The sequence below is a fragment of the Sorangium sp. So ce281 genome, from assembly GCF_051527395.1.
GTDB classification, from domain to species: Bacteria; Myxococcota_A; Polyangia; order Polyangiales; family Polyangiaceae; genus Sorangium; species Sorangium cellulosum_B.
This window is the reverse complement of record NZ_CP150322.1, coordinates 1,247,824-1,272,510: the sequence shown is the minus strand read 5'-3', so window position 1 is coordinate 1,272,510 and position 24,687 is coordinate 1,247,824. Positions and strand designations below refer to the sequence as shown.

Genomic DNA, 24,687 nt, shown 5'->3' with positions numbered 1-24,687 from the left:
GGAGACGGCAGACGCGATCCACGAGAGCTTACAAGTATCTTGCATTGGCTGCGTCGGATGAGTGGGCGGACGGGAGCAGTGTTCCGCGAACCATCGAGCTCACGCGCCAGATGCGCGCCCTGCTGGAGACATGGGAGTTCAGCCTCGACGTCCCCGGGCCGATCGTGAGCGTCGCGCGCGCGTGGCTCGCGGCCTACGAAACGCCCGAGCCCCCCGAAGGCTGGGACCCGTGGCCTGGCCTCGACATCGTACCTCCTCAGTTCGCGATCCCTGAGCAGCCCTCGCGAGGCGGCCCGTAAGCCTCCCGACCGGCGCCGTTTCGGTGGGCGCCGGGAGCGAGCTCACGACCCGGCGCGCAGGAACGCCACCTTGATCCGCTTCTTCCCCCACCCGGAGAACTTCACCGTCGCGATCGGATCCGCCCCAGGATCCACGCTCTCGACCACGCCCGGCCCGAAGCGCTCGTGGTACACCCGCATCCCGCGCCGCAGCGCGAGCCCCTCGCCGCCCTCGGCGCCCGGGTCGACCGCCTCCCGCTCGACATACCGCTCGCCCGGCGCCCGGTCGGGGACGTCCATGCCGCGCGCCGTCGCCCCCCTCGCCGGCTCGCCCTCCCGCGAGAACCGCGCCCCAGCGAACCGCTCTTCACCCTGCGCCTGCGCCCCGGGCCTCCGCTCGCGGCCCTCCCACGAGCGCTCCTGGCCGCCGAACCGGAGCCCGGACGCGGCGTACCCGCCGAACCCGCCCTCGACCCGGCGCTGCGCCATCATGCTGGCGGGCGTCGCGATCGCGCGCACCGAGGCCGGCGGCAGATCCGCGAGGAAGCGGCTCGGCAAGCCGTAACGCGTCTGGCCGAAGATCGCCCGCCGCGCCGCGTGCGTGATCCAGAGCCGCTCGCGCGCCCGCGTGATCGCGACGTAGGCCAGCCGGCGCTCCTCCTCGATGTCGCCCTTGCGGTTCGGATCCTGGCTCCGGAACGGGAACAGGTCCTCCTCCATGCCGGTCAGGAACACCGCGTGGAACTCCAGCCCCTTCGCGGCGTGGATCGTCATCATCGCCACCTTGGGCACGTCCGCGAGCGCGTCGACGTCCGACACCAGGCTCACCCGCTCGAGGTAGCCCGCGAGCGTCGCCTCGTCGCCCGCGGCGGTCGCCTCCTGCTCGTAGTCGACGAGCGACTGCACGAGCTCGCGCAGGTTCTGGAGCCGCGCCTCCGACTCGACGCTGTCCTCCTGCTCGAGCGCCTTGGCGTAGCCCGACCGCGCGAGCACCTCCTCCGCCAGCGCGCTCGGCGACGCGCTCTTCGCCTCGGTCATGAGCCCGTGGATCAGATCGCGGAAGCCGAGCAGGCTGCGCTTCGCCGCCGACGCGAGCGGCGGCAGCTGGCCCCCCGGCATCGCCGACGGCGGCACCCGCCCCTCCAGGAGCGGATCGATCGCCTCGAACAGCGACACCCCCAGCAGGTCCGCCGCCTGGATGAGCTTGTCGACCGTGCTCTGGCCGATCTTGCGGGCGGGCACGTTGATGATGCGGTTGAGATCCACGTCGCTCTTGGGGTTCGCGATCACGCGGAGGTACGAGAGCAGGTTCTTCACCTCCGCCCGCTCGAAGAAGCGCGTGCCCCCGATGATCTGGTACGGGATGCGCGCCTCGCGCAGCACCTCCTCGAGCACGCGCGACTGCGCGTGGATCCGGTAGAACACCGCGATCTCGTTCGGCGAGACGCCCTGCGCGATGAGCTCGCGGACGCCCTCGACCACCCACGCCGCCTCGTCGTGCTCGCTGTCCGCCGCCACCACGTCGATCGGCGCGCCGTCCTGGTTCGCCGTCCAGAGCTCCTTCGGCTCGCGATCCGACGCGTGGCGGATCACGCCGAGCGCGCCCCGCACGACGTGCCCGATCGAGCGGTAGTTCTGCTCGAGCTTCACCACCGTCGCGTGCGGGAAATCGCGCCGGAAGCCGCGGACGATCCGGACGTCCGCGCCGCGCCAGCGGTAGATGCTCTGGTCGTCGTCGCCGACCACGCAGAGGTTGTCGTGGCTCTTGCAGAACGCCCGGACGAGCCGGTACTGCACCTGGTTCACGTCCTGGAACTCGTCCACGAGCACGTGCCGGAAGCGCCCCCGGAGGTCCTCGCCGGCGTAGCTCGTCGGGTCCTCCGCGATGCGCAGCACGGCGAGCAGCAGGTCGTCGAAGTCCACCGCGCTCGCCGCCTTGAGGTGCCGCTCGTACGCCTCGAAGCACCGCGCGATCGCGTCGTCGAAGTAGCCCTTCCGCTCGAACTCGGCGGGCCCCCGCCCCTCCTGCTTCTCCGCGTGGATGCGCGAGAGCACCTGGCGGGGCGGATAGCGCCGATCGTCGAGGTTGAGCTGCTTGAGCACGCGGTTCATGACCGCCCGCTGATCGTCGTCGTCGTAAATGACGAAGTTCTTGTCGAGCCCGGCCGCCTCGTGGTGCCGGCGCAACAGGCGCGCGCACACCGCGTGGAACGTGCCTACCCAGAGGTCCTTCACGATGTCGGCCCCGATGAGCCCCTCCAGCCGGCGCTTCATCTCGGTCGCCGCCTTGTTCGTGAACGTCACCGCCAGGATCCGGTAGGGCGGGACACGGTGCGTGACGATGAGGTTCGCGATCCGGTACACGATGACGCGGGTCTTGCCGCTCCCCGCGCCGGCGAAGATGAGGAGCGGCCCCGCCGCGTGGCTGGCCGCGCGCGCCTGCGGCTCGTTCAGCTCCTCGTAAGGGAGGCCAGGCTCGGGCGTCGGAGAGCGGTCAGCGTCGTGTGCGGCGAAACGATCCACACGGGGTCGCTAGCACGACCTCCGCGCGAGCGGGAGCCCGCCGAGCCCCGGAGCCCCTCGCGGCGCTCTCCTGCTTTTTCCCCGGCAAAACACGCCCGCTGGCCGTAATCTCGCAGGCGCGTGCGCCTCCGGCAGAGCACCGGGGGAGCCGCTGCCCGGACGAGCGGCACAGGAGAGACCATGCGTATCGTGCTCACGCACAACCTGAAGATCACGAGCTCCGCCGAGGAAGCCGAGTTCGATAGCCCGGAGACGATCGCCGCCATCGCCGGCGCGCTCGAGCGAGCCGGGCACGAGGTCGAGCGGATCGAGGTCAGCGGGCCGGCCTCCCGGGTCCTCGCCCGGCTCGAGGCGCTCCAGCCGGACCTCATCTTCAACACCGCCGAGGGCCACAAGGGCAAGACGCGCGAGGCGTTCTATCCGTCGCTCTTCGACGAGCTCGGCATCCCGTACACCGGCTCCGACGCCTACACGCTGAACGTCGCGCTCGACAAGTCGCTCACGAAGCGCGTCCTCGCGAGCTACGGCGTCACCACCCCGCGCGCCCGCCTCGTCAACCGGACCACCCTGGAGGGCGGCGCGCTCGACGACGTGAGCTTCCCCGTCATCGTGAAGCCGAATTTCGAGGGCTCCTCCAAGGGCATCTTCCGGGAGTGGAGCGTCTGCGAGGACGCGCACCACCTCGCCGAGGTCGTCGAGCGGCAGCTCGCGCGCTTCGAGGCGGGCCTGCTGGTCGAGCATTACATCGCCGGCATCGACGTCGCGTGCGCCTTCGTCGACGGGCTGAAGGAGACGAGCCCCGCGCGCTCGAGCGGCACCGGGATCCCCGAGGGGATCCTCGACCCCATCGAGTTCGTGATCGATCCCCAGGTGCCGGGCAGCTACAACGTGTACGACTTCAACCTGAAGCACGCGAAGCCCGAGCACGTCACGCGCCGGCCCGCGCAGCTGCCCGCGGCCACGCTCGAGCGCATCCGGTCGCTCACGGCGCGCGTCGTGCGCGCCCTGGACCTCAAGGATCACGCGCGCTGCGAGTTCCGGGTCACGCCGTCCCCCTCGCGCGGCCAGGGCCACGACGTCCACTTCCTCGAGGTCGACGGGCTGCCCACCCTCCAGCCGGGCGCCAGCGTCTTCGTCGCGGCGGCGCAGCGCGGCGTCGACTTCGACGGCGTGATCCGGGCCATCGTGAGGAGCGCCTGCAAGCGGCGGGGGCTCCTGCCGCTCCTGGAGAGCAACCAGCCGCGCCGGGCGAAGCGGACCGCGCTCCGCGTCGGCTTCACCTACAACATGAAGCGGAGCGACACGGCCGCGGCCGACAAGGCGGGCCCCGGCACGCTGCACGACCTGGAGGCGGAGTTCGACTCGCCGCGCACGATCCAGGCGATCGCGAGCGCCATCGAGAGCTACGGCCACACCGTGGTCCCGCTCGAGGCGACCCCGGACCTGCCGCGCGCGCTCGCGGCTTCCGGGGTCGACGTCGTCTTCAACATCGCCGAGGGGCTCCGCGGCCGCGGCCGCGAGGCGCAGGTGCCAGCGCTCTGCGAGCTGCTCGGCATCCCCTACAGCGGCTCGGACGCGACGACGCTCTCGCTCGCCCTCGACAAGGGCCTCACGAAGCAGATCCTGCGGGCGGCCGGCATCGACACGGCCGAGTGGCAGGTGGTCACGACCGGGCGCGAGAAGCTGAAGCCGTTCCGCTACCCGGTGATCGTGAAGCCCAACGCCGAGGGGACCTCGAAGGGGATCACCTCCGCGTCCGTCGTCAAGGACGAGGCCGCCGCGCGCGCCGCGGCGAAGCAGCTGGTCGATCGCTACCACCAGCCGGCCCTCATCGAGGAGTACATCACGGGCCGCGAGTTCACCGTGGGCCTGCTCGGGGAGCGGCGGCCGAAGGTGCTGCCGCCGATGGAGGTCGTCTTCGTCGACCCGCCCACCTACCCCGTCTACGGCTACGACGAGAAGCAGTCGGACACGCCGCGCGTGCGCTTCCAGTGCCCCGCGCAGCTCACGCCGTCGGAGCTCCGCCGCATCGAGAAGGTCGTGCGCGACACGTTCGCGGCCCTCGCGTGCCGCGACGTGGCCAGGGTCGATCTGCGCATGGCGAAGGACGGCAGGGTGTACGTCATCGAGATCAACCCGCTGCCCGGCCTGACGCCCGACTTCAGCGATCTCTGCGTGATCGCGAGGGTGGCGGGGATGGATCACCGGATGCTGATCGGCGAGATCCTGGCCGGCTGCCTCAAGCGCTACCGCGACGCCCGCGCCACGTCGCCGCGGGCCGCGTTCACCGCGGCGGCGCCTGCGGCGGGCGCGGCCGCGCCCTCTGCGAGCGCGGCCGCGCCCGCCGCGAGCGCGGCCGCGCCCTCCGCGAGCGCAGCCGCGCCCTCCGCGAGCGCGGCGGTCGCCTCGCCGGCCGCCGATCCGGGCCTGCTGGCCGCGCCCGGCCTGGCGCTCGCCGGGCCCGCGCCGCTCCCGGCGGAGGCCGCGCCGCCCCTCTCCGACACGATCTCCGTCACGAACGGCGAGGTCGCCGGCCCATGAGCGCGCCCTCGGCCGCGCTCAGGCGCCCTCGGCTGCGCGATCTCGGCGTCGCGATCGGCCGCTTTCCGACCGGCCCGGAGAACGCGATCACGGACGTCCCCGGGGTGCGGGTCCACCACGTGACCAAGATCGAGGGCGAAGGCGAGCTCGTCCCCGGCCTCGGTCCGGTGCGCACGGGCGTGACCGCGGTCGTCCCGGCCGACGGCGACGTCTTCCTCGATCGGGTGTTCACCGCGAGCTACGTGCTCAACGGCGCGGGCGAGGTGACCGGCCTCTCGCAGATCAACGAGTGGGGCCTCTGCGAGACGCCGATCCTGCTCTGCAGCACGCTCTGCGTCGGCCGCGTCCTCGACGCGACCGTCGCGTGGCTCTCGCGCAAGCACCCCAAGATCGGCAAGGACTACGACGTCGTGATCCCGGTCGTCGCCGAGTGCGACGACAGCTTCCTCAACGACGCCGTGGGGCGCCACGTGGCGCAGGCCGACGTCGACGAGGCGATCGACAACGCCCGGGGTGGCCCCGTGGCCGAGGGGTGCGTCGGCGCCGGCACGGGCATGCAGACGTTCCACTTCGCGGGCGGGATCGGCACTTCGAGCCGGTCGGTCCCTGTCGGCGGGGTCGACGCCCTCGTGGGGGCGCTCGTGCTGTCGAACTTCGGCGATCGCGAGATGCTCCGCGTCGATGGCGTCCCGGTCGGGCGGCTCATCAGCGACCGCTTCAACCACGTCCCGCGGCGGGGCCCCGCCGGCTCGATCATCGTGCTCGTCGCCACCGACGCCCCGCTCATCCACCGCCAGCTCGCGCGCCTCGCGCGGCGCGCCGCGCTCGCGATCGGCCGGACCGGCGGGTATGCGGCCAACAACTCGGGCGAGATCGTCCTCGCCTGGAGCACCGCGAACCGGGTGCCTCGCCTCCCCACCACCAAGCAGTGGAGCGCCCCCCGGTCGAGCCGCCCGCTCAGCGTGCACCCCCTCGCGCCGGGCCGGCACATGGCCGAGCTCGTCCTCGACACCGAGGTCGACGCGCTCTACGAGGCCACCGTCGACGTGGTGGAGGAGGCGATCCTCAACGCGATGTTCGGCGGCGCCGACATGATCGGCCACAGCGGACACCACGCGCCGGCCCTCCCGCTCGACGCCGTGGCCGAGATCCTGAAGCAGTACCGCCCCCCCCACCCCTCCGACCCCCCCCCCCTCTTCTAGCCCGCCCCCTCTGTCACAGGCCCCGCCGAGCGGCGGTCACCCGCACAGGAGACGGGCCCAGATCGGCGTTTTCGGCGCGGAAGCGCACTCATGTGCGCTGAGCACCGAAAACGTCGAGATGGGCCCGTATCCGAAGCGGGTGCCCGCCGCTCACTCGGGGTCGCCGTGGAGGAGCCACTCGTGGGCCGCGTCCTCGTCCCAGAAGCGCCGGAGGACCTTGTCCGTGCCGCTCTCGCGCGCCACGCGGTTCAGCTGGAGCGCGACGATGTCGCTCTCGATGATCTCGGCGACGCGCATCACCCCGAGCTCCAGGCCGAACTCCTGGACGGCGCGGATCTTCTCCGCCACATCGGGGGACATCGGCCTGAACCCGCGGACATCGGCCTTGATCTTGATCTCCCGGCCCTGGAGGCTCTCGCACGCCTTCCTCAGCTCACTGACGAAGTGCTCCATCTCCTCGAGGCGGACACGCCCCTCAAGGACGAAATCCACCATGGCGATGATCCGGTCGACTTTGATCTCGAACACGTTGAGAGACCTCCTGCCAGTTCCCGAAGGGGCGGGATGGGGCCGCGTGATCATACCTCGGATCGCGCGAGGACGCGCCTGGCACTGCTGCGGGAAGTTGCCCCGAAGCGGCAGAACAACCGCCAAGCCGCCAAGGACGCCATGGGGAGAGGGGGAAGGGGCCGTCCGGGCATCCCCCTATTCCCCGGTTTTCTTGGCGCCCTTGGTGGCTTGGCGGTTCCCTTCCCGGTTCCCTTCCCCGGCCGACTCCCCGCGGTAGAGCCAGGGCTCGCGACGCTCACGCGGCAGCGACGCTGGCCGCCGGCCGTGGGGAGCCCGGGCCGGGGTCGCCGCCCTTCACGCCGCGTGCGGCTCGCCGACGCGCGACTTGCCCTGTCCGCGCCGCACGGCGATCGCCTGCTCGTAGATGGTCTCGTACCGCGAGAGCAGCGTGGGCCACTGCCGCTCCTTGAGGATCCACGCCCGCGCGTTCTTGCCGACCTCCTCGAGGCGCGCCGGGTCCTTGAGCGCCTCCACACACCGCCTCGTGAGGTCGGCGCTGTCGCCCGCCTTGAAGACGAACCCGGTCTCGCCATAACGGACGAGCTCCCCCATGGCCGCGACGTCGCTCACCATCACGGGCCGGGCCATGGACATCGCCTCGAGCGGCTTCAGCGGCGTCGTGAGCTCGGTCGTCCGGGTCCGGATGCGGGGATACACGAGCAGGCTCGCCATCGCGTAGATGTTGAACACCTCGTCGTGCGGCACCCGCCCGGTGAAGGTCACCTTGGACTCCACCCCTCGCTCGCGGGCGAACGCCTTGAGCTCCATCTCCTGGCCGCCGGCCCCGGTGATCACGACGTGCGCGTCCGGGATCTCCCGCGCGATGTCGCCGATCGCCGCGATGAGCGTCTGGAGCCCCTCGTACGGCTGGAAGGTGCCGACGTAGCCGATGAGCTTCTTCCCGGCGAGCCCGAAGCGCTCCCGGGCGCCGGGCGGGGCCTCCCGCGGCGCGAACTTGTCCGAGTCGACGCCGTTGCCCACGACGTGGAGCGCGTCCGTGCTGCGCACCCGCGGCGCGACAGCGCTCTTCAGGGCCTCGCAGATCGTCACCGTCGCGTCAGCGTACTTGTAGACGATCGTCTCGAGGCCGGCCGCGATCTTGTAAGGCGCCGAGTCCTCTTTGAATTTGCCCCGGTCGACGGAGGCGTTCTCCCAGAGGTCGCGCACCTCGTAGACGAGCGGCAGCCCGAAGCGGCGCGCCGCCGCGAGCGCCGGCAGCCCGACGAGCATCGGCGAGTGCGCGTGCACGAGATCGGGCTGAAACTCCCGGATGGCGTCCTCGACGCGCGCCTCCAGCGCCCGCACGAGCTGGAGCTCCCTGACCAGCGGCAGCTTCTTGCCGGTAGGCTCGCGCGTCCGCCAGTACGAGATGCCGCCGATCTCGTCCTTCAGCGCATCCCCGGACCCCTGCTGCGCCGACGTCACCACCGCCGGCCGCATCCCGTGCTCGGCCTGGTGCTTGATGATGTAGTCGCTGCGGATCGTGTACCCCGCAATGACAGGCAGCGACGTATGAAGAACATGGAGCACGCGCACGAATCACCACCCTTCTTTATGCTGCGCCGCGCAGCCTACCCGAGGCCGCAGCGACCGTCATCAAGCTCCTCCACGTGCGTGGAGGCGCGTGGACGCGCGCGCCGCGGCGTCCGCGCTGAACGCGGGCCGGCCGAGAGCCTAGCTCTCGGCCGCCACGTTGCGGTACGCTCCGCCGCCGCATGACCCTCAAAATCGCGATCGTCGGCTGCGGCAAGATCGCCGACGGCCACATAGAAGAGATCCAGAAGATGCCGGAGCGGGCTCGGGTCGTCGCCGTGTGCGACCTCGAGCTCCTGATGGCCGAGCAGATCGCGGTGCGCTACGGCATCCCGAGCCACTACGACTCGTTCGACCGGATGCTCGACGTCGAGAAGCCCGACGTCGTCCACATCACCACCCCTCCGCAGTCGCACCTGTTCCTCGCCCGGCGCGCCATCGAGGCGGGCGCCCACGTCTACGTGGAGAAGCCGATTGCGCTGAACCTCGCGGACGTGCGGCGCCTCATCGAGCTCTGCACCGCCGCCGGGAAGAAGATGACCGTCGGCTGGGAGTACCAGTTCGATCCCCCGGCCGTCGAGATGCGCAGGCTCGTCGGCGACGGCGTGCTCGGCGATCCCGTCCACGTGGAGAGCTGCTTCGGCTACAACCTCGCCGGCCCCTTCGGCACGGCGCTCCTCGGCGACGGCACGCACTGGGTCCATCGCCTCCCGGGCAAGCTGTTCCACAACAACATCGATCACCTGCTGAACAAGATCGTCGAGTTCGTGGACGACGAGCAGCCGACGGTCACCGCGACGGCCTACGCGCTCCGGGAGAAGCGGTTCGGCGACTCGCGCGACGACATGCTCGACGAGCTCCGCGTCACGGTGCAGGGCGCGCGCGTCAGCGCCTACGGGACCTTCTCGTCGCACGCGCGGCCGCCCGGGCACTTCCTCCGCGTCTACGGAACGAAGAACACGCTCCACGTCGACTTCACGAGCCGCACGGTCACCCTCGACGCGTCGCCGAAGCTCCCGAGCGCCATCGGGCGCGTCGTCCCGGCCTTCGATCAGGCCCTCTCGTACCTCCGCGAGGGGGGCAAGAACGTGGTGCGGTTCGCCCGCAGCGACTTCCACTTCTTCTCGGGGCTGAACCGCCTGATCGGCCTCTTCTACGACAGCATCACGCGGGGCGCGGAGCTGCCCATCTCGTACCGGGACATGATCCGGGTCGCGTGGATGATGGATGAGATCTTCCGGCAGGTCCCGCAGGAGAAGGCGCGCACATGAAAGTCCTTGTCACCGGCTCGAACGGCTTCCTCGGATCGGCCCTCGTCGACCGGCTGCTCGCCCACGGCGAGGCCGACCTCCGCTGCCTCGTCCGCCCCGCGAGCAACCGCGCGCGGCTCGAAGAGATCGAGAAGCGGCGGGGCGTCCCCCTCGAGATCGCGGTGGGCTCCCTCGCCACGAACGAGGCCGCCGAGCGCGCGGTCGAGGGCGTGGACGTCGTCTACCACGTGGCCGCGGCCATGGGCGGCGCGCCCGCGGACATGTTCCTGAGCACCGTCGTCGCCTCGAAGAACCTGCTCGAGGCGCTCGTCCACACCGGCCGTTCGCCGCGCGTCGTCCTGGTCAGCTCCTTCGGCGTCTACGGCGTCGCCGACCTCCCGCGGGGGTACATCGTCGACGAGAACACGCCCCTGGAGACGCGGCCCGCGCAGCGCGATCTCTACTCGCAGGCGAAGCTCCGGCAGGAGAAGCTCTTCTGGGAGTACCAGGCGCGCTACGGCTTCCCGCTGACGGTGCTCCGCCCCGGCGTCATCTACGGCCCCGGCGGCAACGCCTTCTCCAGCCGCGTCGGGATGAGCCTGTTCGGCGTGTTCCTGCACCTCGGCGGCCGCAACGTCCTGCCGCTATCGTACGTCGAGAACTGCGCGGAGGCGATCGCCGTCGCCGGCCGGAGCGACGTCGCGCGGGGGCAGGTCTACAACGTCCACGACGACGACCTGCCCACGGCCGACGTCTACCTCGCCCGCTACAAGCGCGAGGTGAAGCCGATCCGCTCGCTCACGGTGCCCTACTTCGCCCTCGCCGGGATATCGAAGCTCGTCGAGCGCTACCACGCCCACTCGAAGGGGCAGCTGCCGGCCATCTTCACGCCCTACAAGAGCGCGACCTCGTGGAAGGGGAACCGGTTCGACAACACGAAGCTGAAGGCGCTCGGGTGGAAGCAGCTGGTCTCCACCGAGGAGGGCCTCCAGCGGACGTTCACGTACCTCAAGGAACGCGCGACATGACGGGGTCGCGGTCGCTCGCGTCGCTCGGCCTCGCGCTCGGCCTCGCGGGTCTCCTCGCCGGCTGCGACCGGCGGCAGACCCCGGGGCCCCCGGCGGTCCACAGCGGCGAGGGCATCCAGTCCGCGACCGCCGCCCTCGCGGTCGCGGCGCCGCGCTTCGACGCGCCGGCCGCGCCGCCGGCCACGCCGGCCAAGGGGCACCCCCGGCTCTGGGTGCGCGCGGCCGATCTGCCGAAGCTCCGGGCGCGCGCCACGCAGGCGAACCCCCTGTTCAAGGAGCTCGCCGCCGTGGCGGCCGAGGCCGCGGCGGCGATGGACAAGGGCAACATCCCCTCGGAGGGCGACTGCACCCACGCCCGCATCTACTGCGAGGCGCACGCGGAGCTGTTCGCCTTCATGTCGCTCGTCTCGAGCGACGAGGCGGCCCGCAACGACCACGCCGCCCGCGCGCGCAAGATCCTGCTCTACATCGTCGATCGCGTGAACAAGGGGGATCCGCAGGATCCCTTCGTCCGCAGGTTCTCGACCGGCGACCGCGCCCGCTGGGCCGGCGAGTCGTTCGGCCTCACGGTCGACTGGATCTACGGGTACCTCTCGGCCCAGGACAAGGCGGCGATACGGCCCGTCTTCCTCCGCTGGGCGGAGGAGCAGCTGAAGTCGTCGACGACGAGCCACGATCACCCCGAGCCCGTGGGCAAGCTGAACGACCCGGCGATGCTGAAGGAGCCGAAGAAGCGCAGGTACGCCGTGAACAACTACTTCACGTCGCACATGCGCAACCTGACGCTCCTGTCGCTCGCGTTCGACGAGGCCGACGATCCGCCGGATCCGAAGCCGAGCGGCACCTACCCGCGGCTCAGGGACTACTTCGCCAACGTCACCGGGGCGTGGCTCTACATGACCGACAGCGTCCTGCGGAACGACGCGCGCGGCGGCGCGCCGCCGGAGGGCTTCCAGTACGGCCCCGCGACGCTGGCCTACGTGAGCGAGACGCTGCTCGCCATCCAGACGGCCGGCGAGGCCGATCCGGCGAAGTGGGGCCCGCAGGTGCACCTCGACGGCAACCCGTTCTGGCACGAGTTCATCCCGGCCCACCTCCACAGCCTGAGCCCCGCCACGCCGGCGGGCCGGCTCGGGCCGACCCACGAGGCCGCGTGGACGGGCGACGGGGAGCGCTACGAGTACACGGATCACATCGACCCGTTCGCGGCGCTCGGCCTCCACGCCGAGAACAGCGGCAACGCCGAGCGCCTGAACGCGCTCCGCTGGATGGCCATCCACGCCGGCCCGGGCGGCGCCGCGGCCCTCGCCCGGCGCGCCCGCTCGCAGCTCGGCCAGGTCCACAAGCGCCACTCGATCATGTACTTCCTCCTGCTCGACCCGGCGGTCACCCCGACCGACCCGCGCCCCTCCACCCCGCTCACGCACTACGGCCCCGGCCTCGGCCAGGTCTTCGCGAGGACGAGCTGGGGGCCCGAGGCCACGTGGCTCCATTTCCAGCTCGGCTGGGAGCAGATCGACCACCAGCACGGCGACGGCCTCAGCTTCGGCTTCTACCGCGGCGGCGAGTGGCTCACGAAGGAGCGCGTCGGGTACGGCTCCTTCATGGGGAGCTCCGAGCAGCACAACACCCTCGCGGTCGAGAACGACAGGAACCGCCGCCACGACGACCCGAACCGCGGCGAGCTCTGGCGGCGCGGTTCTCAGTGGCCGCTCGTGCACACGGGCGATCCCCGGGTGCTCGCGAAGAGCTTCGCGCAGGACTACGTCTACGTCCTGGGCGACGCGACCCCGCTCTACAACTCCGAGTACGAGAACATCCGCGACGTCACGCACGTCAGCCGCGCGCTCGTCTGGCTCAAGCCGGACCACCTCGTCCTCTACGACCGCGCCGCCACGGGCAAGGACGGGCGCTTCAAGCGCTTCTTCGTGCAAACGCCGAGCGCGGCGCAGGTCGCGGGGAAGCTCGCGACGGCCACGACCCCGAAGGGGCAGAAGCTCTTCGTGACCACGGTCCTGCCGGAGAGCGCCGTCGTCGTGGCCGAGCCGTACAAGCCGACGGGCACCTGGGACACCAAGCCGGCCGAGAAAGAGCCGATGCTCGCGACCCTGCGGGTCGAGCCGCCGGCCCCGATGCCGAAGGACACGCGCTTCCTGCACGTGCTCCAGGGCGCGGCCGGCAACGCGACGGCGGATCCGGTGACGCTCGTGCGCACGAAGCGCGGGACGCCGTTCGCCGGCGCGGCGGTGAAGGGCACGCTGGTCCTGTTCCCGGTCGAGCTGGGCGCTGTGTCCGAGGTGCAGTTCACCTCGCTTCCTGGCGTGGCGAAGCACGTCGTCACGGGGCTCTCCCCCGGCGCGTCCTACGACGTGATCAGGAAGCCCGCGGGCGGCGGCGACGAGATCACGATCCGCGCCGGCTCGGCCGCCAAGGCCGACGAGGGCGGAGTCCTCGCCTTCTGAGCGCCGTGCCGCAAACGTGACGCCGGCGCCCTCCGCGCCCGCTTGTCCTCGGCGCGGCGCGCTGCAATAATCCATTCTCCTTGCCCACAGCCTGTACGGAGATGCCATGAGCAAGAAGCGACTCGTCTCTGCCGGTGCATTCCTCGTCGCGCTGGGCGCCCTGTTCATCCCCATCGAGGGCACGGCGCCGGCCGCGACCGGCCCCATCGCGAAGGCCGGCTCGCTCGATCTGTCCGGCTTCGCGAGCACCCGGCCCGATACCCCGCTGGATCTCCTGTTCATCCACCACTCGTGCGGCGGCCAGCTCCTCACGGAGACGGGCGCCGAGAAGGAGAAGGCGTCGTGCGTCTACGAGGCGCACCCGAACGGAGGCGGGCTCAAGAAGAAGCTCACGGAGCAGGGCTACCGCGTCCACGAGGCCTCCTACGGCAGCGAGATCGGCGAGAACACCGATCTCTTCGACTGGGCGCCCAAGTTCCGCGACAAGATGGACAAGGTGCTCCGGGTCGCGCTGAACGACCAGATGCACCCGGACGGCGTGGTGAACCGGATCGTCGTCTTCAAGTCCTGTTATCCCAACAACCGCTTCGTCGGCGAGGGCTCCGCCCCCGGCAACCCGGCCGGCCCGGAGCTCACCGTCTGGAACGCGAAGGCCACGCTGGCGTCCATCCTGCCCGACCTCGCGAAGCGGAAGGACACGCTGTTCGTCTACATCACCGCCCCCGCCAACATCCTCAAACGCTCGAAGGAGCCCGCCTGGAAGTGGACCGCGAAGCGGCTCCTCGGGAAGCCCTCCGACGCCGAGATCGCGCAGCGGCAGGCGGATCTCGCCCGCTCGTTCAACAACTGGGTCAAGTCGCCCGACGGCTGGCTCAGCGGCTATCCGGAGAAGAACGTCGTCGTCTTCGACTACTACGACGTGCTCACGAACAAGGGCGAGTCCAACTTCTCCCTGCACGGCTCGGAGGGGAACACCGACCACCACCCCTCGAGCGCGGGAAACGCGAGGGCCGCGGATGAGTTCGTCCCGTTCCTGAACCAGGCCGTGCGCCGCGTGGGCCTCAGCACGTAGCCTCGATGACCCAGAAACCACGCCGGAGGGAGCGAGCGCAAGTCGCTTGACGCGAGCCGCGATCCTCCGGAACGTCCCCTACCACCCGAACGGCGTCTCCGCCGAGGACCCTCGACATGCTCGCGCTCCCCGGGGTCATCCTTCTCATCGTCTTCATCTACGGCAGGCCTCAGGAGTGGGACGAGCGCTTCGAGAGCCTGCCGTTCCTGTACCTCTGGCTCGGCCTCGCCTTCATGGGCATGGGCCTCGACCTCGCCATGGGCAAGGTCAGGCTGAAGGCGACCCCGCAGCTCCGGTGGGCCATCGTCGTCTACTCCTGGTGCGTGCTCACGCTGGGCTTCCGGAACCCTGCCGAGTTCTCCGAGGGCTTCGTCTCGATCAGCGTGACGTTCGTCCTCTTCTTCCTGATCGGGCACAGCCCCGACGGCTTCAAAGGGTTCCAGAAGCTCGCCGCCACGGTGCTCATCATGGGCCTCTTCGTGGCGGGCGTCGCGATCCACCAGGGGTTCTCCTCGTTTCAGTGCCTGGCGATGACGCAGACCATCGGAGGCTCGCGCGGCGAGGCGGGCATCCCCGACGGCCGGTCCTGCGAGCGCCGCGTGGACTGCCGCGAGGGGCCGGGCGCCGATCCCGAGGTCGAGTACCTGTGCGAGCGCGTCGGCCTCTTCAAGACGTCGACGATCAACGGCCGCGTGCGCTGGCGCGGCGTGCTCCAGGATCCGAACGAGCTCGCCCTCACGGCGGGCATCGTGCTGCCGTTCAGCTTCGCGATGTTCGAGCAGAAGCGCTCCTTCACGCGCGCGCTCCTGGTCTTCGGCTCGCTCCTCCTCATCGCGACCGCGATCATCCTCACGCAGTCCCGGGGCGGCCAGCTCGTCTTCGCGACGGTGCTGGGCGTCTACTTCGTCAAGAAGTACGGCCTCCGCGGCGCGATCTTCGGCGCGATCTGCGCGGCGCCGCTCATGATGCTCGGCGGCCGCGGCGGCGGCGAGGCGGATGAGTCGGCGAACGAGCGCACGGAGATCCTGGGCGAGGGCCTGAACATCTACCGGATGTTCCCGCTGATGGGCGCGGGCTTCCGCCAGTTCACGGAGCACCACTGGCTCACCGCGCACAACGCGTACCTCCTCGCGCTCTCGGAGCTCGGTCCGCTCGGGATGTTCGCGTGGACGGCGATGATCTACCTCACGCTCAAGATCTCGCTGGTCGCGCTCAAGCGGTACGAGCACGGCGCCCAGTTCGCGGCGATCCGCGCCTGGTCCATGGCGATCATGGCCGGGTTCTGCGGGATGATGGTCGGGATCTTCTTCCTCTCGTTCACCTACCACTACGTGCTCTGGATCTACTTCGGCCTGGCGGGGGCGCTGTACTCCGCCATCAGGAGCGTCGATCCGAACTTCTCGATCCGGCTCGACAAGCGCGACATCTACCGGCTCATCCTGGCCGATCTCGCCCTGGTGCTCGTGATCGTCGTGCTCAGCAAGAGGGCCTAGCGGCGCCGCGGGAAGCGCCCCCGGCGCAGCGGAGAGAGCGCCATGGCGCCGGGGTCCGGAGGCGCGGGCCCGCTCAGCGCCCGAGGCCGAGGACCATCACGAGCGGCGTCTTCACGATGATCGAGAGCTCCATCTGCAGGAACGTCGTGAGCTTCTCGAGCGACGCGGCGTACGCGAGATCGAAGAGCAGCTTCATCCGCATGTCGTCGGCCTCGGCCCCCTCCGCCTCCTCGAGGCCGAACGGGTTCGTCAGCGTCGCCTCGAACGCGGCGACCTCGCTCTCCGCCGGGGCGCGTCCGGTATACCCGAGCGACACCTGCGCGAGCCCCGTGATGCCCGGCTTGATGTCGCGCATCCGCTCCTCGAAGAAGGGAATGGCGAGCGCGAGGTTGACGAGCAGCTCGGGGCGCTCGGGGCGCGGCCCCACGATGCTCATGTCGCCCATGAGCACGCTCCAGAACTGCGGGATCTCATCGAGGCGCGTCTTGCGCAGGAAGCGGCCGACCCGGGTGATGCGCGGGTCGTCCTGCTGGGCGAGCACGGGCCCCGTCATCTTCTCGGCATCCACGCGCATGGAACGAAACTTGCGCATATGGAATTCGACGAACCGGGGGTAGGCCACGCCGTCCCGCACTTCCGTGCCGATGAGCATCCCGGCACGGCGCTGCATGTAGAAGATCGGCCCGGGCGACTCGAGGTAGATGGCCGCGCCGATGAGGGGGTAGAGCGGGAGGGTCAGCGTGAGACCCACGAGCGAGCCCGCGATGTCGATCGCACGTTTCGCTACACGAACGCCAGGTGTCACTGTTTACCTTGTGGCTCCCATAGTCGAGAACGTGGTAGGGTACAAGCTCGGATGGAGGTTTGGGCGTGATCCGACTCCGCGTACCAGGTTCGTTGACCTATCGCCACCTCGCCCTCCGCGTGGTGGCGGCCGCATGCAAGATGGCCGCGCCTGGGAGGGTCGAAGGCGGGTCGCCCGGCCTCACCCAGGAGGATTTCGAGGACCAGACCGTCTCGGCGTTCGGCGAGGCGTTCAACAACATCGCGATTCACGGATACCGCGCTGGCCCGCCGGGCGACGTCGACATCGAGATCGAATCCGACGCGGACGGCATTATCATCCGTTTGATGGACACGGGCTGCAGCTTCGATCCCGCGGCCATCGACAACCCTCCCATCGACGACCTCCCCGAGTCCGGGATGGGGCTCTTCATCATCAAGTCGTTCATGGATGAGGTCGATTACTGTCCCGGCAGTCCGAATGTCCTCCGTCTCGTGAAACGGAGGGAGGGCAGCTCGTGTATTGTCGGTGACGGGGGTGAAGGCAGCAGCGAACAAGAGCATTCCGACGCCGATTTCGCCGGGGCGACAGGGCATCGGACGAGCAGTTTTCGAATGCGGAGCGTCTCCCGTTCGGGCGCGACCCGCGCCGCAGGGGGAATCAAAATCCAATGAGTTATACGCGGACCGATAACGGCAGTGAGACGGTCGTGCAGTTCGAGGGGACCCTCGACGCAGTGACCGCACCGGAGTTCAGGACATTGGTGGACGAGCTGGTGGCCGAGAACCGGCAGAACATCACGCTCGAGCTCTCGTCCCTCCGGCTGATCGACAGCTCGGGCGTCGGCGTCATCGTCTCGCTGTTCAAGCGGGTACGGGCCAACGGCGGCCAGGTGCGCATCGTCGGGCTGAGGGATCAGCCGCGCGCGATCTTCCGCCTGCTGCGCCTCGATCGGGTGTTCCCCACGTGACGCCCGGTGGCGGCGCGCGCGCCGCCACCCGGGCCCCTCGGCCCACCCGTCGACAACGGCTGCGGTGGCAGCGCCGCGCGGCAAGTATCGCGCGGGCGGCGCTGAGCGGCAGGAGTCGCCCGGACGGTGCCTCCGGTCGCCGCGGCGCTGGTTCCGCGTGCTGCGCGTGCTGGGGGCGTGTTAGGCGTGGGGTTGCGCGCGGCTGGTACAGCCGAGCGCAACAAGCTGGCGCTCGCGCGTCGCACGTCTACCATAGGCAGCCAGCCTGCCAGACCGGGGTGCGCGTCCTCCGGACCGGGCGGAGCAAGGCAACCTTCGAGGAGCGGGGACCATGGACAAGAAGATGAACCAGCAGCTCTCCGGGCCTACCCCGCCCCAGGAGGCGCTCGGGGCGATCCCCGCCGACGCAACGGCGCGGCCTGCAGGTCCGCAGCCGCCCAGCGTCAGCGCGATGATCAACCGGACGCTGGCGCACTGGTACGTGGCGGTGCTGGTGGCGATCGCGGGGCTCGGGTTCACGGTGCTCGTCGTGCAGTCGAGGAAGCCCGCGTACCGCTCCGAGACCGTGATCTTCTACCGCGAGGGCGTCAAGGCGACGTACCTCGGGCCCGACGGGCCCGACCCGCTCCGCACCCTCTCCGCGCGGCTCAAGGAGACGCTGCTCGCGCGTTCCAACCTCGAGAAGGTCGTGACGGAGTTCAACCTCTTCCCCGAGGTCCTCGAGAAGCGGGGCATGGTCGACGCGGTCGATCGGCTCCGCGCCAAGATCACCTTCAAGGCCCGCTCGCAGGACACCTTCGCGATCTCGGCCGAAGGGGCGACGCGCGAGCAGGCGCAGGAGGTGACGCAGCGGCTCGCGGACATCCTCGTCGAGGAGACGACCCGCATGCGCAGATCGCAGGCGAAGCTGACGAACGAGTTCCTCGACGCCGAGCTGAAGCGCGCCGAGCAGGACGTCGAGAAGGCCGAGACCGAGCTCGCGGCGTTCCTCGCCGAGCACCCCGAGTTCGCCGCCGAGCAGAACTCGCCCGGCGGCGCGCAGGGCGGCGCCGCCATCCGCGAGCGGGAGCGGCGCGCCACCGGGACCGACCCGACCCTCGAGGCGCTCGAGCGGCAGGTGCCCCGCCTGCGCAGCCGGCTCACCGGCAAGCCGGAGCAGCCGGCGGCGAGCGCCGCCGGGGTGCCCTCCCCCGCGCTCACCCGGCAGCGGGATCAGGCCGAGCAAGAGCTCGCCACCGCGCGGCGGGATCTGGCCGACAAGCAGTCCCGCTTCACCGAGCAGCACCCCGACGTCCGGGCGGCGGGGGCCCGCGTGACCAACGCCGAGGCGGCGCTGCGGCGCGCCGAGCAGGCGCTCATCCTGCCGCCGGAGCCGGTGGTGGAGGTCCCCGCGACCGACGAGGCCGAGAAGGCGAAGATCAAGTCCCAGCTCGCCGCTCTCGAGCGGGAGATCGCGGCGCGCAGGGGCGCGAAGAAGGGCAACGCGGCCGACGCGAGCGAGGCGGCGAAGCAGATCATCAACACCGAGACCGACTGGTCGCGGCTCAGCCGCGAGAAGGCGCGCGCGCAGCAGCGCCTCTCCGACCTCGAGGGCAAGTCGTTCCGCGCGGAGATCGCCGCGAGCTCGGAGCAGGGCGGCTACTCGGCGCAGATCGAGGTGCTCGACCCGGCGTACCGGCCGAGCGCGCCGTCGAGCCCGTCGCGGTTGATCATCGCCATCGGCGGGCTGTTCTTGTCCGTTGCGGCCGGCATCGCGGCCGCCGCGGCGCGTGGCATCGTGTTCGACGATCGGGTTTACGACATGGAAGATATCGATCGAATGGCGCTCGCTCCGGTGCTCGTCGTCGTACCGCCCGCCGCGCGCGCGCCCCGAGGGCGCCGTGGCTGAGACAGGCGGAGCTGAGCCGGGAAAGCCCCCGCCGGTCGCTTCCCTCGAGCGGGCGCTCGATCAGGTCTGCGATTTCCTGAGTCGCGCGGAGCAGACCGCGCGGGTCCGCGCCCTCGTCATCGAGGCGCGCCGGCTCCGCAACGTGGTCGGCAACTGGCGCTCGATCGCGCCGGATCCGGACGTGCGCGAGGAGATGATCGCCCGCGTCCTGCGCCTCGCGAACGACGCGGAGGACGTGGTCTCGGCGGAGCGCCCGAGCTCCAGCCAGGACGACGCGAGCGCCGCGTTCGACTCGCCGACCATCCGGCAAGATCTGCCCCCTCCGGGGCCGCAGCACCCGCAGGCGATGGGGCTGCGCTTCGGCGCCGCGCAGGCGCCGGGCGCTCACCCCGGCGCGCAGCAGCCGCTCAGGGGGCCGCCGCCAGCGACGGCGCTCTTCCTCGGGGGTCCCGCGGCGAACCACGGCGAGCACCGCGCGCATCCGGGTACCGCGACGGTGCTGGGCATGCCCACGCCGGCGCTGCCGCACGGCGCCGAGCGGCAAGGCTCATCCCCCGCGATCGCGCGTGTCGTCGATCTGAGCGCGACGCTGAGCAGCCCTGGGCTCGCGTCGAGCGGCGGGAGGCCGGGCAGCTCGCCGGCGCTGCCGGTGCCGATCGAGCGGGTCATCGCCTCGCCATCGCGCGACGTGGGGGTCCGGGACGCGGCGGCGCCCCCCGGGGGAGCGCCGTCCATCGAGCGATCGTTCAGCGGCGCGTTCTCCTCGCCTCCTTCGCTCGTCTTCGATCGCGTGGTGCCGCCCGCGACGCGCGAGGTGACGGTGCGCGAGGTGCCGCAGCCGCATCAGCAGCCGCCGCCGCATCAGCCGCCCGAGAGGCCGCTCGAGCGCTCGCTCACCAGCACGTTCAGCTCGCCGCCCTCCCTGATCTTCAACCGCGTGGTGTCGACCCCGGCGCACCAGGCCGTGGACGCGAAGCTGCAGTCGCTGGATCCGACGTTCGAGGAGCCGCCGTCGCTGCACATCGAGCAGCTGCGCTCCCTGCCCACCACGCCGGAGAGCCCCGGGTTGCTCCCGGAGGAGTCGCTGCGCGGCCCGGGCGAGATCACCGTGCGCCCCGTGCCGCTGCCGGACGCCGTGGATCCGAACATCGTGATGCTCCGCGCGCCCTACTCGCCCCAGGCCGACGCCTACCGGACGCTCCGGCGCAAGCTGCCGACGGGCGCGGGGATCACCATCGCCGTGACGAGCGCGGGGCCCGGCGAGGGCAAGACCTCGTGCGCCATCAACCTCGCCCTCGCGCTCCGCGAGACCGTCCGCGGGAAGATCCTCCTCGTCGAGGCGAACATCCGCAAGCCCGGCATCGCGAAGGCGCTGCGGTTCGAGCCCCCGAGCTGCTTCACGGAGCAGCTCCAGCGCCACGTCAACGAACGGTTCGCGCCCTGGGTCGTCGTCGATCAGGCGGCGCCCGCCGTGACGCCCGGCGACGACGGCGGCGAGTCGTCGTCGGACAGGAACGCCGCGCCGATGGGCGGCAGGTCGCCCGACGCGAGGCTCGCCCTCCAGACGCCCGTCCACATCCTGGCCGTCGATCCGCGCACGGAGCGGCCGCCGATCTTCGACGGGGTGGCGTTCTCGACCGCGATCGAGAGCCTCAAGCGCGCGGGCTACTCGTACATCATCATCGACACGCCGCCGGTGCTCGGCAGCATGGACCTGAACGTCATCGGCGACTCGGTGGACGGCGTGGTCCTGACCTCGCTGGTCAAGAAGTCGACCCGCAAGGCGATCCGCCAGGCCATCGAGCAGCTCCGACCGGCGCCCATCCTCGGTGTCGTCCTTCTCGACGCCTGAACGGCCGGCGCGCGGCGCTCGCCTCCTTGCGCCGAAAGGTCGGGGAGGCGTAGCCGAGCGCCGGCTCCATTGTTACCTTGCAGCCCTCATGCGCTCCGGACGAGGCATTGCGGTCGCGGTCTTCGGCTGCGCGATCCTCACCCACCACGACGCCCGGGCGCAGGACGCAACTCTCCACGGCGTCTTCACCGGGTCGATCGGCGTCACCGACAACGTGACCTCCGCGGCCGAGCCCCCGGCCGGGCCCGGTCCCGACGCCGACGGCCTCGCGACCGCGAGCCCCGGCCTGATCTTCACCTACACGACGCCGCGGACCGCGCAGACGCTGTCCTACACGTTCTCGACGAGCCTCTTCTTCCGGCACGCGGAGGCGAGCTCGTACTCGAACGTGGCCGCGTGGTCCGGCCGCTTCGTCACGTCGCCGCGGACCTCGCTGACGCTCGGGGCGTCCGGATCGCAAGGCCAGCTCAACACGTTCCAGCTCGAGCAGACGCCGGGGACCACGACGCTCCAGGGCAACGCGGGCGGGACGACGAACTTCGTGCAGGGGTCGTTCAACGAGGGGTTCTCGTTCCAGCCCTCGCCGGTCTGGTCGCTCGGGCAGGCGGCGACGTTCGCCGTCTACAACCCGCTCCTGGATCGCCCGCAGCGCACGTACAGCGTGACGAACACGCTGAACGCGAACCGGAGCTTCCGTCACGACGTCGCGGCCCTCGCGCTCTCGGTCGGCTACACCCATTTCGACAACGTTCCGGTCACCGACACCGATCCCACGACCGAGGACACGACTACGTCGCGCGACCAGCTCCTCAGCACGCTCGTGGCGAGCTGGCAGCACGACCTCGGGCGTCGCTTCTCGAGCCAGCTCGACCTCGGCGGGGTCGTCGCGACGGACCTGGCCGGCGGCGCCGGGTCGCTCGCGCGCCCGAGCGGGCTCGCGGCGCTGCGCTACTTGCACGAGCGGGGCGACGCGGCCGAGCTCGCGTACACCTACGCGGCCACGCCGAACGTCTTCCTGCAGCAGATCCAGCTCTCCCACATGCTGACGCTCCGCGCCGCCGTGCCCATCCGCCCCGCCTGGCACCTGTCGGTCGAGGGCTCGGCCAGCGGGCAGCTCTCGCAACCTCTGGAGACGAACGCGGAGGGTGATCTCGACACGGGGCCGACCACGCTCGCGGTGCTCACCGACGTCGGGCTGCTCTGGAGCCCCGTCATCGTCATCCCCGATTTCGCGCTCGCGCTCCGGTACCAGCACGCGAACCAGCGCACCGAGGCGAGGACGGCGGAGCTCCCCGACACGCGCGTCGTCCGGAACACGCTCCTCCTGTCCGTGTCGGGCGCGTTCCCGCGGCAGGTGGCGCCCGGCTCGCGCATCTTGATGACCCAGCCCTTCGGCTCGGCAGGCCCTTCCGGCACGCCGCGCCGGGAGCCGGCGCCGAGCGAGCCGCTGGAGGGCGAGGCGCCGGCGTCGGCTGGCGCCGGCGACGCCGCTCGCTGAGCGCTCAGGGGCTCCGCCGGGCGGCCGACGGCGGCGCGCTCAGGTGCGCCGCGCGAGGAGGAAGGCCCTGTCGTCCTCGGGCAGCTGGTCGCCGCGGAACTCCTCGAGCATGAGCGTGAGCTTGTCGGCGATCGACGCGACCGGGCGGCCAGCGCTGGTGGCGCAGAGCTTGGCGAAGCCCGTGCCGAGCGCGTGCAGGCCGAGCATCTGCTTCGACGAGTTGCGCAGCTCGGTGAGCCCGTCGGTGTACATCGCGAGCACCTCGCCCGGCGCGAGCACGCTCTGGTGCGCCTCCATCGGCACCGGGCCGACCCCGAGCGCCGGGTTGACGGCCGCCTGGAGGTGCCGCAGGCCGCCCTCCGCGGTCGCCACCAGCGCCGGCGGGTGCCCTGCGTTGACGCACTCCATGCGGCCCGTCGCGGGGTCGAGGGCGACGGCCACCATCGTGACGAACGAGTGCTCCGGCAGGTACTCGCAGAGGTAGGCGTTCAGCCGGTCCATCATGCCCGTGATCCCGCGGCCGGCGTCGACCGTCGCGCGCACCATCGTGTGGACGCTCGAGCCGATGAGCGCGGCCTGGAGCCCCTTGCCGCAGACGTCCGCCACGGCGAGCATGAGGCGGCCGTCCGGCATCGGGACGATGTCCACGTAGTCGCCCCCGACCCACCGGCACGGCTCGAAGCCGAGCGCCACGTCCAGCGCCTTGAACTCCAGCCGCTTCGGGACGAAGGTCCGCTGGATCTGGTGCGCCATCTCGAGCTCGCGCTCGATCGCCGCGTGCGCCTGCGCATGGCGCCGCGCCTCCCAGGCCGACTCGGCCTGCTGATAGACCTCCGCCGCGAGCGCGATGAGCCCGAGCCACTCGACGCTGCCGAAGTCGGGCGGCAGGGTCACGTAGAGCAGGTTCATCATCTGCTCCTCGACGCGCAGCGGACAGGCCACGACCCAGAGGGCCATGACGTCGCGCGACATCGTGAGCTCGACCGTGGCGCTGTCGCTCACCAGGTTGCCGGCCAGCACCGGCTCGCGCGTGTCCTGCACCGCCGCGAGCACGCGGCGCGAGATGTACGGCGGGGCGACGGAGTCCTCGCGCCGGAGCGACTGGAACGGGCGGTGCGGCCCGGACAGGATCGTCAGCGCGCCGTTCTGCCGGAGCCGCAGCGCGAGCGCCATGCTGCCGTGGAAGTCCTCGCGGACCATCAGCTGGCAGAGCGCGTCGAACCGATCCGTCGCGTCCTCGATGCTGAGGAGCCGCCGCGACAGGTCCATCAGGGTGAACAGGTGCTTCGCCGCGATCCGCGGCGGGTCGAGCTCGCCGAGCTTGCGGATCGCGGTCGGTTTGTCCTCCTCGAAATGGAGGCCGCCCGGGTCGATCGGCACGCGAGGGGCCCGCGCCGTGAGCTGGAACTCGAGGATGTAGTCGCCGATCCCGATGCGATCGCCCGGCTTCAGCACCTTCTCGTTGATCCGCTCGTCGTTGACGAGCGTTCCGTTGGTGCTGCCGAGGTCGCGGATCCACCACCGGCCGAACGGATCGCAGAAGAGCTCCGCGTGGCGCCGTGAGACCGTGTAGTGGTCGAGCGTGAGCTGCACGCCCGGCGCCCTGCCGATGACGATGTGGGACTCCGTCAGCGGCCGTCGCGTCCCCGGGAGATCGCCGAGCCGGATCTCCAGGTAGCCCTTCCAATCCGAGCTCGACGGCGCAGGGCCCAGGCTGTCATCTGCAGGCGACATCGTTCGACC

18 protein-coding genes are annotated in these 24,687 nt (G+C 71.0%); 13 read left to right on the top strand and 5 right to left on the bottom strand.

Annotation, left to right across the window (positions count from 1 at the left end; genetic code table 11):
- The first annotated feature begins 44 nt into the window (after positions 1-44).
- Positions 45-299 (top strand): hypothetical protein, encoded by a 255-nt coding sequence (locus WMF27_RS04705; protein ID WP_437761449.1) that lies wholly within the window; start codon positions 45-47, stop codon positions 297-299.
- A 42-nt stretch (positions 300-341) separates the two neighbouring features.
- Here WMF27_RS04705 and WMF27_RS04700 read toward each other — a convergent pair whose 3' ends face one another.
- Positions 342-2,801: an ATP-dependent helicase gene (locus WMF27_RS04700; RefSeq protein ID WP_437761450.1), complete on the bottom strand. Its 2,460-nt coding sequence runs from the start codon at positions 2,799-2,801 to the stop codon at positions 342-344.
- A 180-nt stretch (positions 2,802-2,981) separates the two neighbouring features.
- Here WMF27_RS04700 and WMF27_RS04695 point away from each other — a divergent pair, with 180 nt between their 5' ends.
- A complete protein-coding gene (locus WMF27_RS04695) occupies positions 2,982-5,342 on the top strand; it encodes a D-alanine--D-alanine ligase family protein (RefSeq protein ID WP_437761451.1) in 2,361 nt (786 codons plus the stop codon).
- Positions 5,339-6,544, top strand: a complete 1,206-nt coding sequence (locus WMF27_RS04690; protein WP_437761452.1) for a P1 family peptidase — start codon at positions 5,339-5,341, stop codon at positions 6,542-6,544. Before WMF27_RS04695 ends, WMF27_RS04690 begins: the two co-directional genes overlap by 4 nt.
- A gap of 150 nt (positions 6,545-6,694) precedes the next feature.
- Here WMF27_RS04690 and WMF27_RS04685 read toward each other — a convergent pair whose 3' ends face one another.
- Positions 6,695-7,072: an STAS/SEC14 domain-containing protein gene (locus WMF27_RS04685; RefSeq protein ID WP_437761453.1), complete on the bottom strand. Its 378-nt coding sequence runs from the start codon at positions 7,070-7,072 to the stop codon at positions 6,695-6,697.
- 336 nt (positions 7,073-7,408) lie between these two features.
- Positions 7,409-8,650: a glycosyltransferase gene (locus WMF27_RS04680; RefSeq protein WP_437761454.1), complete on the bottom strand. Its 1,242-nt coding sequence runs from the start codon at positions 8,648-8,650 to the stop codon at positions 7,409-7,411.
- Between the two features lie 179 nt (positions 8,651-8,829).
- Between WMF27_RS04680 and WMF27_RS04675 the strand changes: the two genes are divergently transcribed.
- From WMF27_RS04675 to WMF27_RS04655, 5 genes are all read left to right on the top strand, one after another.
- Positions 8,830-9,918 (top strand): Gfo/Idh/MocA family protein, encoded by a 1,089-nt coding sequence (locus tag WMF27_RS04675; RefSeq protein ID WP_437761455.1) that lies wholly within the window; start codon positions 8,830-8,832, stop codon positions 9,916-9,918.
- On the top strand, positions 9,915-10,925 hold the full coding sequence (locus tag WMF27_RS04670; RefSeq protein ID WP_437761456.1) for an NAD-dependent epimerase/dehydratase family protein: 1,011 nt from the start codon (positions 9,915-9,917) through the stop codon (positions 10,923-10,925). The genes WMF27_RS04675 and WMF27_RS04670 overlap by 4 nt, the downstream gene beginning before the upstream one ends.
- Entirely contained in the window at positions 10,922-13,387 is a 2,466-nt protein-coding gene (locus WMF27_RS04665) for a hypothetical protein (protein ID WP_437761457.1), read from the top strand. The genes WMF27_RS04670 and WMF27_RS04665 overlap by 4 nt, the downstream gene beginning before the upstream one ends.
- Positions 13,388-13,493: 106 nt before the next feature.
- On the top strand, positions 13,494-14,459 hold the full coding sequence (locus tag WMF27_RS04660) for a hypothetical protein (RefSeq protein ID WP_437761458.1): 966 nt from the start codon (positions 13,494-13,496) through the stop codon (positions 14,457-14,459).
- Between the two features lie 116 nt (positions 14,460-14,575).
- Entirely contained in the window at positions 14,576-15,952 is a 1,377-nt protein-coding gene (locus WMF27_RS04655) for an O-antigen ligase family protein (protein ID WP_437943879.1), read from the top strand.
- Between the two features lie 73 nt (positions 15,953-16,025).
- On the opposite strand, the gene WMF27_RS04650 is transcribed toward WMF27_RS04655, so the two are convergent.
- Positions 16,026-16,757, bottom strand: a complete 732-nt coding sequence (locus tag WMF27_RS04650; RefSeq protein ID WP_437761460.1) for a sugar transferase — start codon at positions 16,755-16,757, stop codon at positions 16,026-16,028.
- A 65-nt stretch (positions 16,758-16,822) separates the two neighbouring features.
- Between WMF27_RS04650 and WMF27_RS04645 the strand changes: the two genes are divergently transcribed.
- The 5 genes from WMF27_RS04645 to WMF27_RS04625 all read left to right on the top strand — a co-directional run bounded on the left by WMF27_RS04645 (position 16,823) and on the right by WMF27_RS04625 (position 22,944).
- Positions 16,823-17,410, top strand: coding sequence for an ATP-binding protein (locus WMF27_RS04645; protein ID WP_437761461.1), 588 nt, complete (start codon positions 16,823-16,825; stop codon positions 17,408-17,410).
- On the top strand, positions 17,407-17,706 hold the full coding sequence (locus tag WMF27_RS04640; RefSeq protein ID WP_012233514.1) for an STAS domain-containing protein: 300 nt from the start codon (positions 17,407-17,409) through the stop codon (positions 17,704-17,706). The genes WMF27_RS04645 and WMF27_RS04640 overlap by 4 nt, the downstream gene beginning before the upstream one ends.
- A gap of 331 nt (positions 17,707-18,037) precedes the next feature.
- Positions 18,038-19,594, top strand: a complete 1,557-nt coding sequence (locus WMF27_RS04635; RefSeq protein WP_437761462.1) for a GumC family protein — start codon at positions 18,038-18,040, stop codon at positions 19,592-19,594.
- Entirely contained in the window at positions 19,587-21,446 is a 1,860-nt protein-coding gene (locus WMF27_RS04630; protein ID WP_437943878.1) for a hypothetical protein, read from the top strand. The genes WMF27_RS04635 and WMF27_RS04630 overlap by 8 nt, the downstream gene beginning before the upstream one ends.
- Before the next feature lie 88 nt (positions 21,447-21,534).
- On the top strand, positions 21,535-22,944 hold the full coding sequence (locus WMF27_RS04625) for a hypothetical protein (RefSeq protein WP_437943877.1): 1,410 nt from the start codon (positions 21,535-21,537) through the stop codon (positions 22,942-22,944).
- A 39-nt stretch (positions 22,945-22,983) separates the two neighbouring features.
- On the opposite strand, the gene WMF27_RS04620 is transcribed toward WMF27_RS04625, so the two are convergent.
- The gene (locus WMF27_RS04620) at positions 22,984-24,678 is read right to left on the bottom strand and encodes a SpoIIE family protein phosphatase (protein ID WP_437943876.1); all 1,695 of its coding nucleotides are present in this window, start codon (positions 24,676-24,678) and stop codon (positions 22,984-22,986) included.
- Between the last annotated feature and the right edge of the window lie 9 nt (positions 24,679-24,687).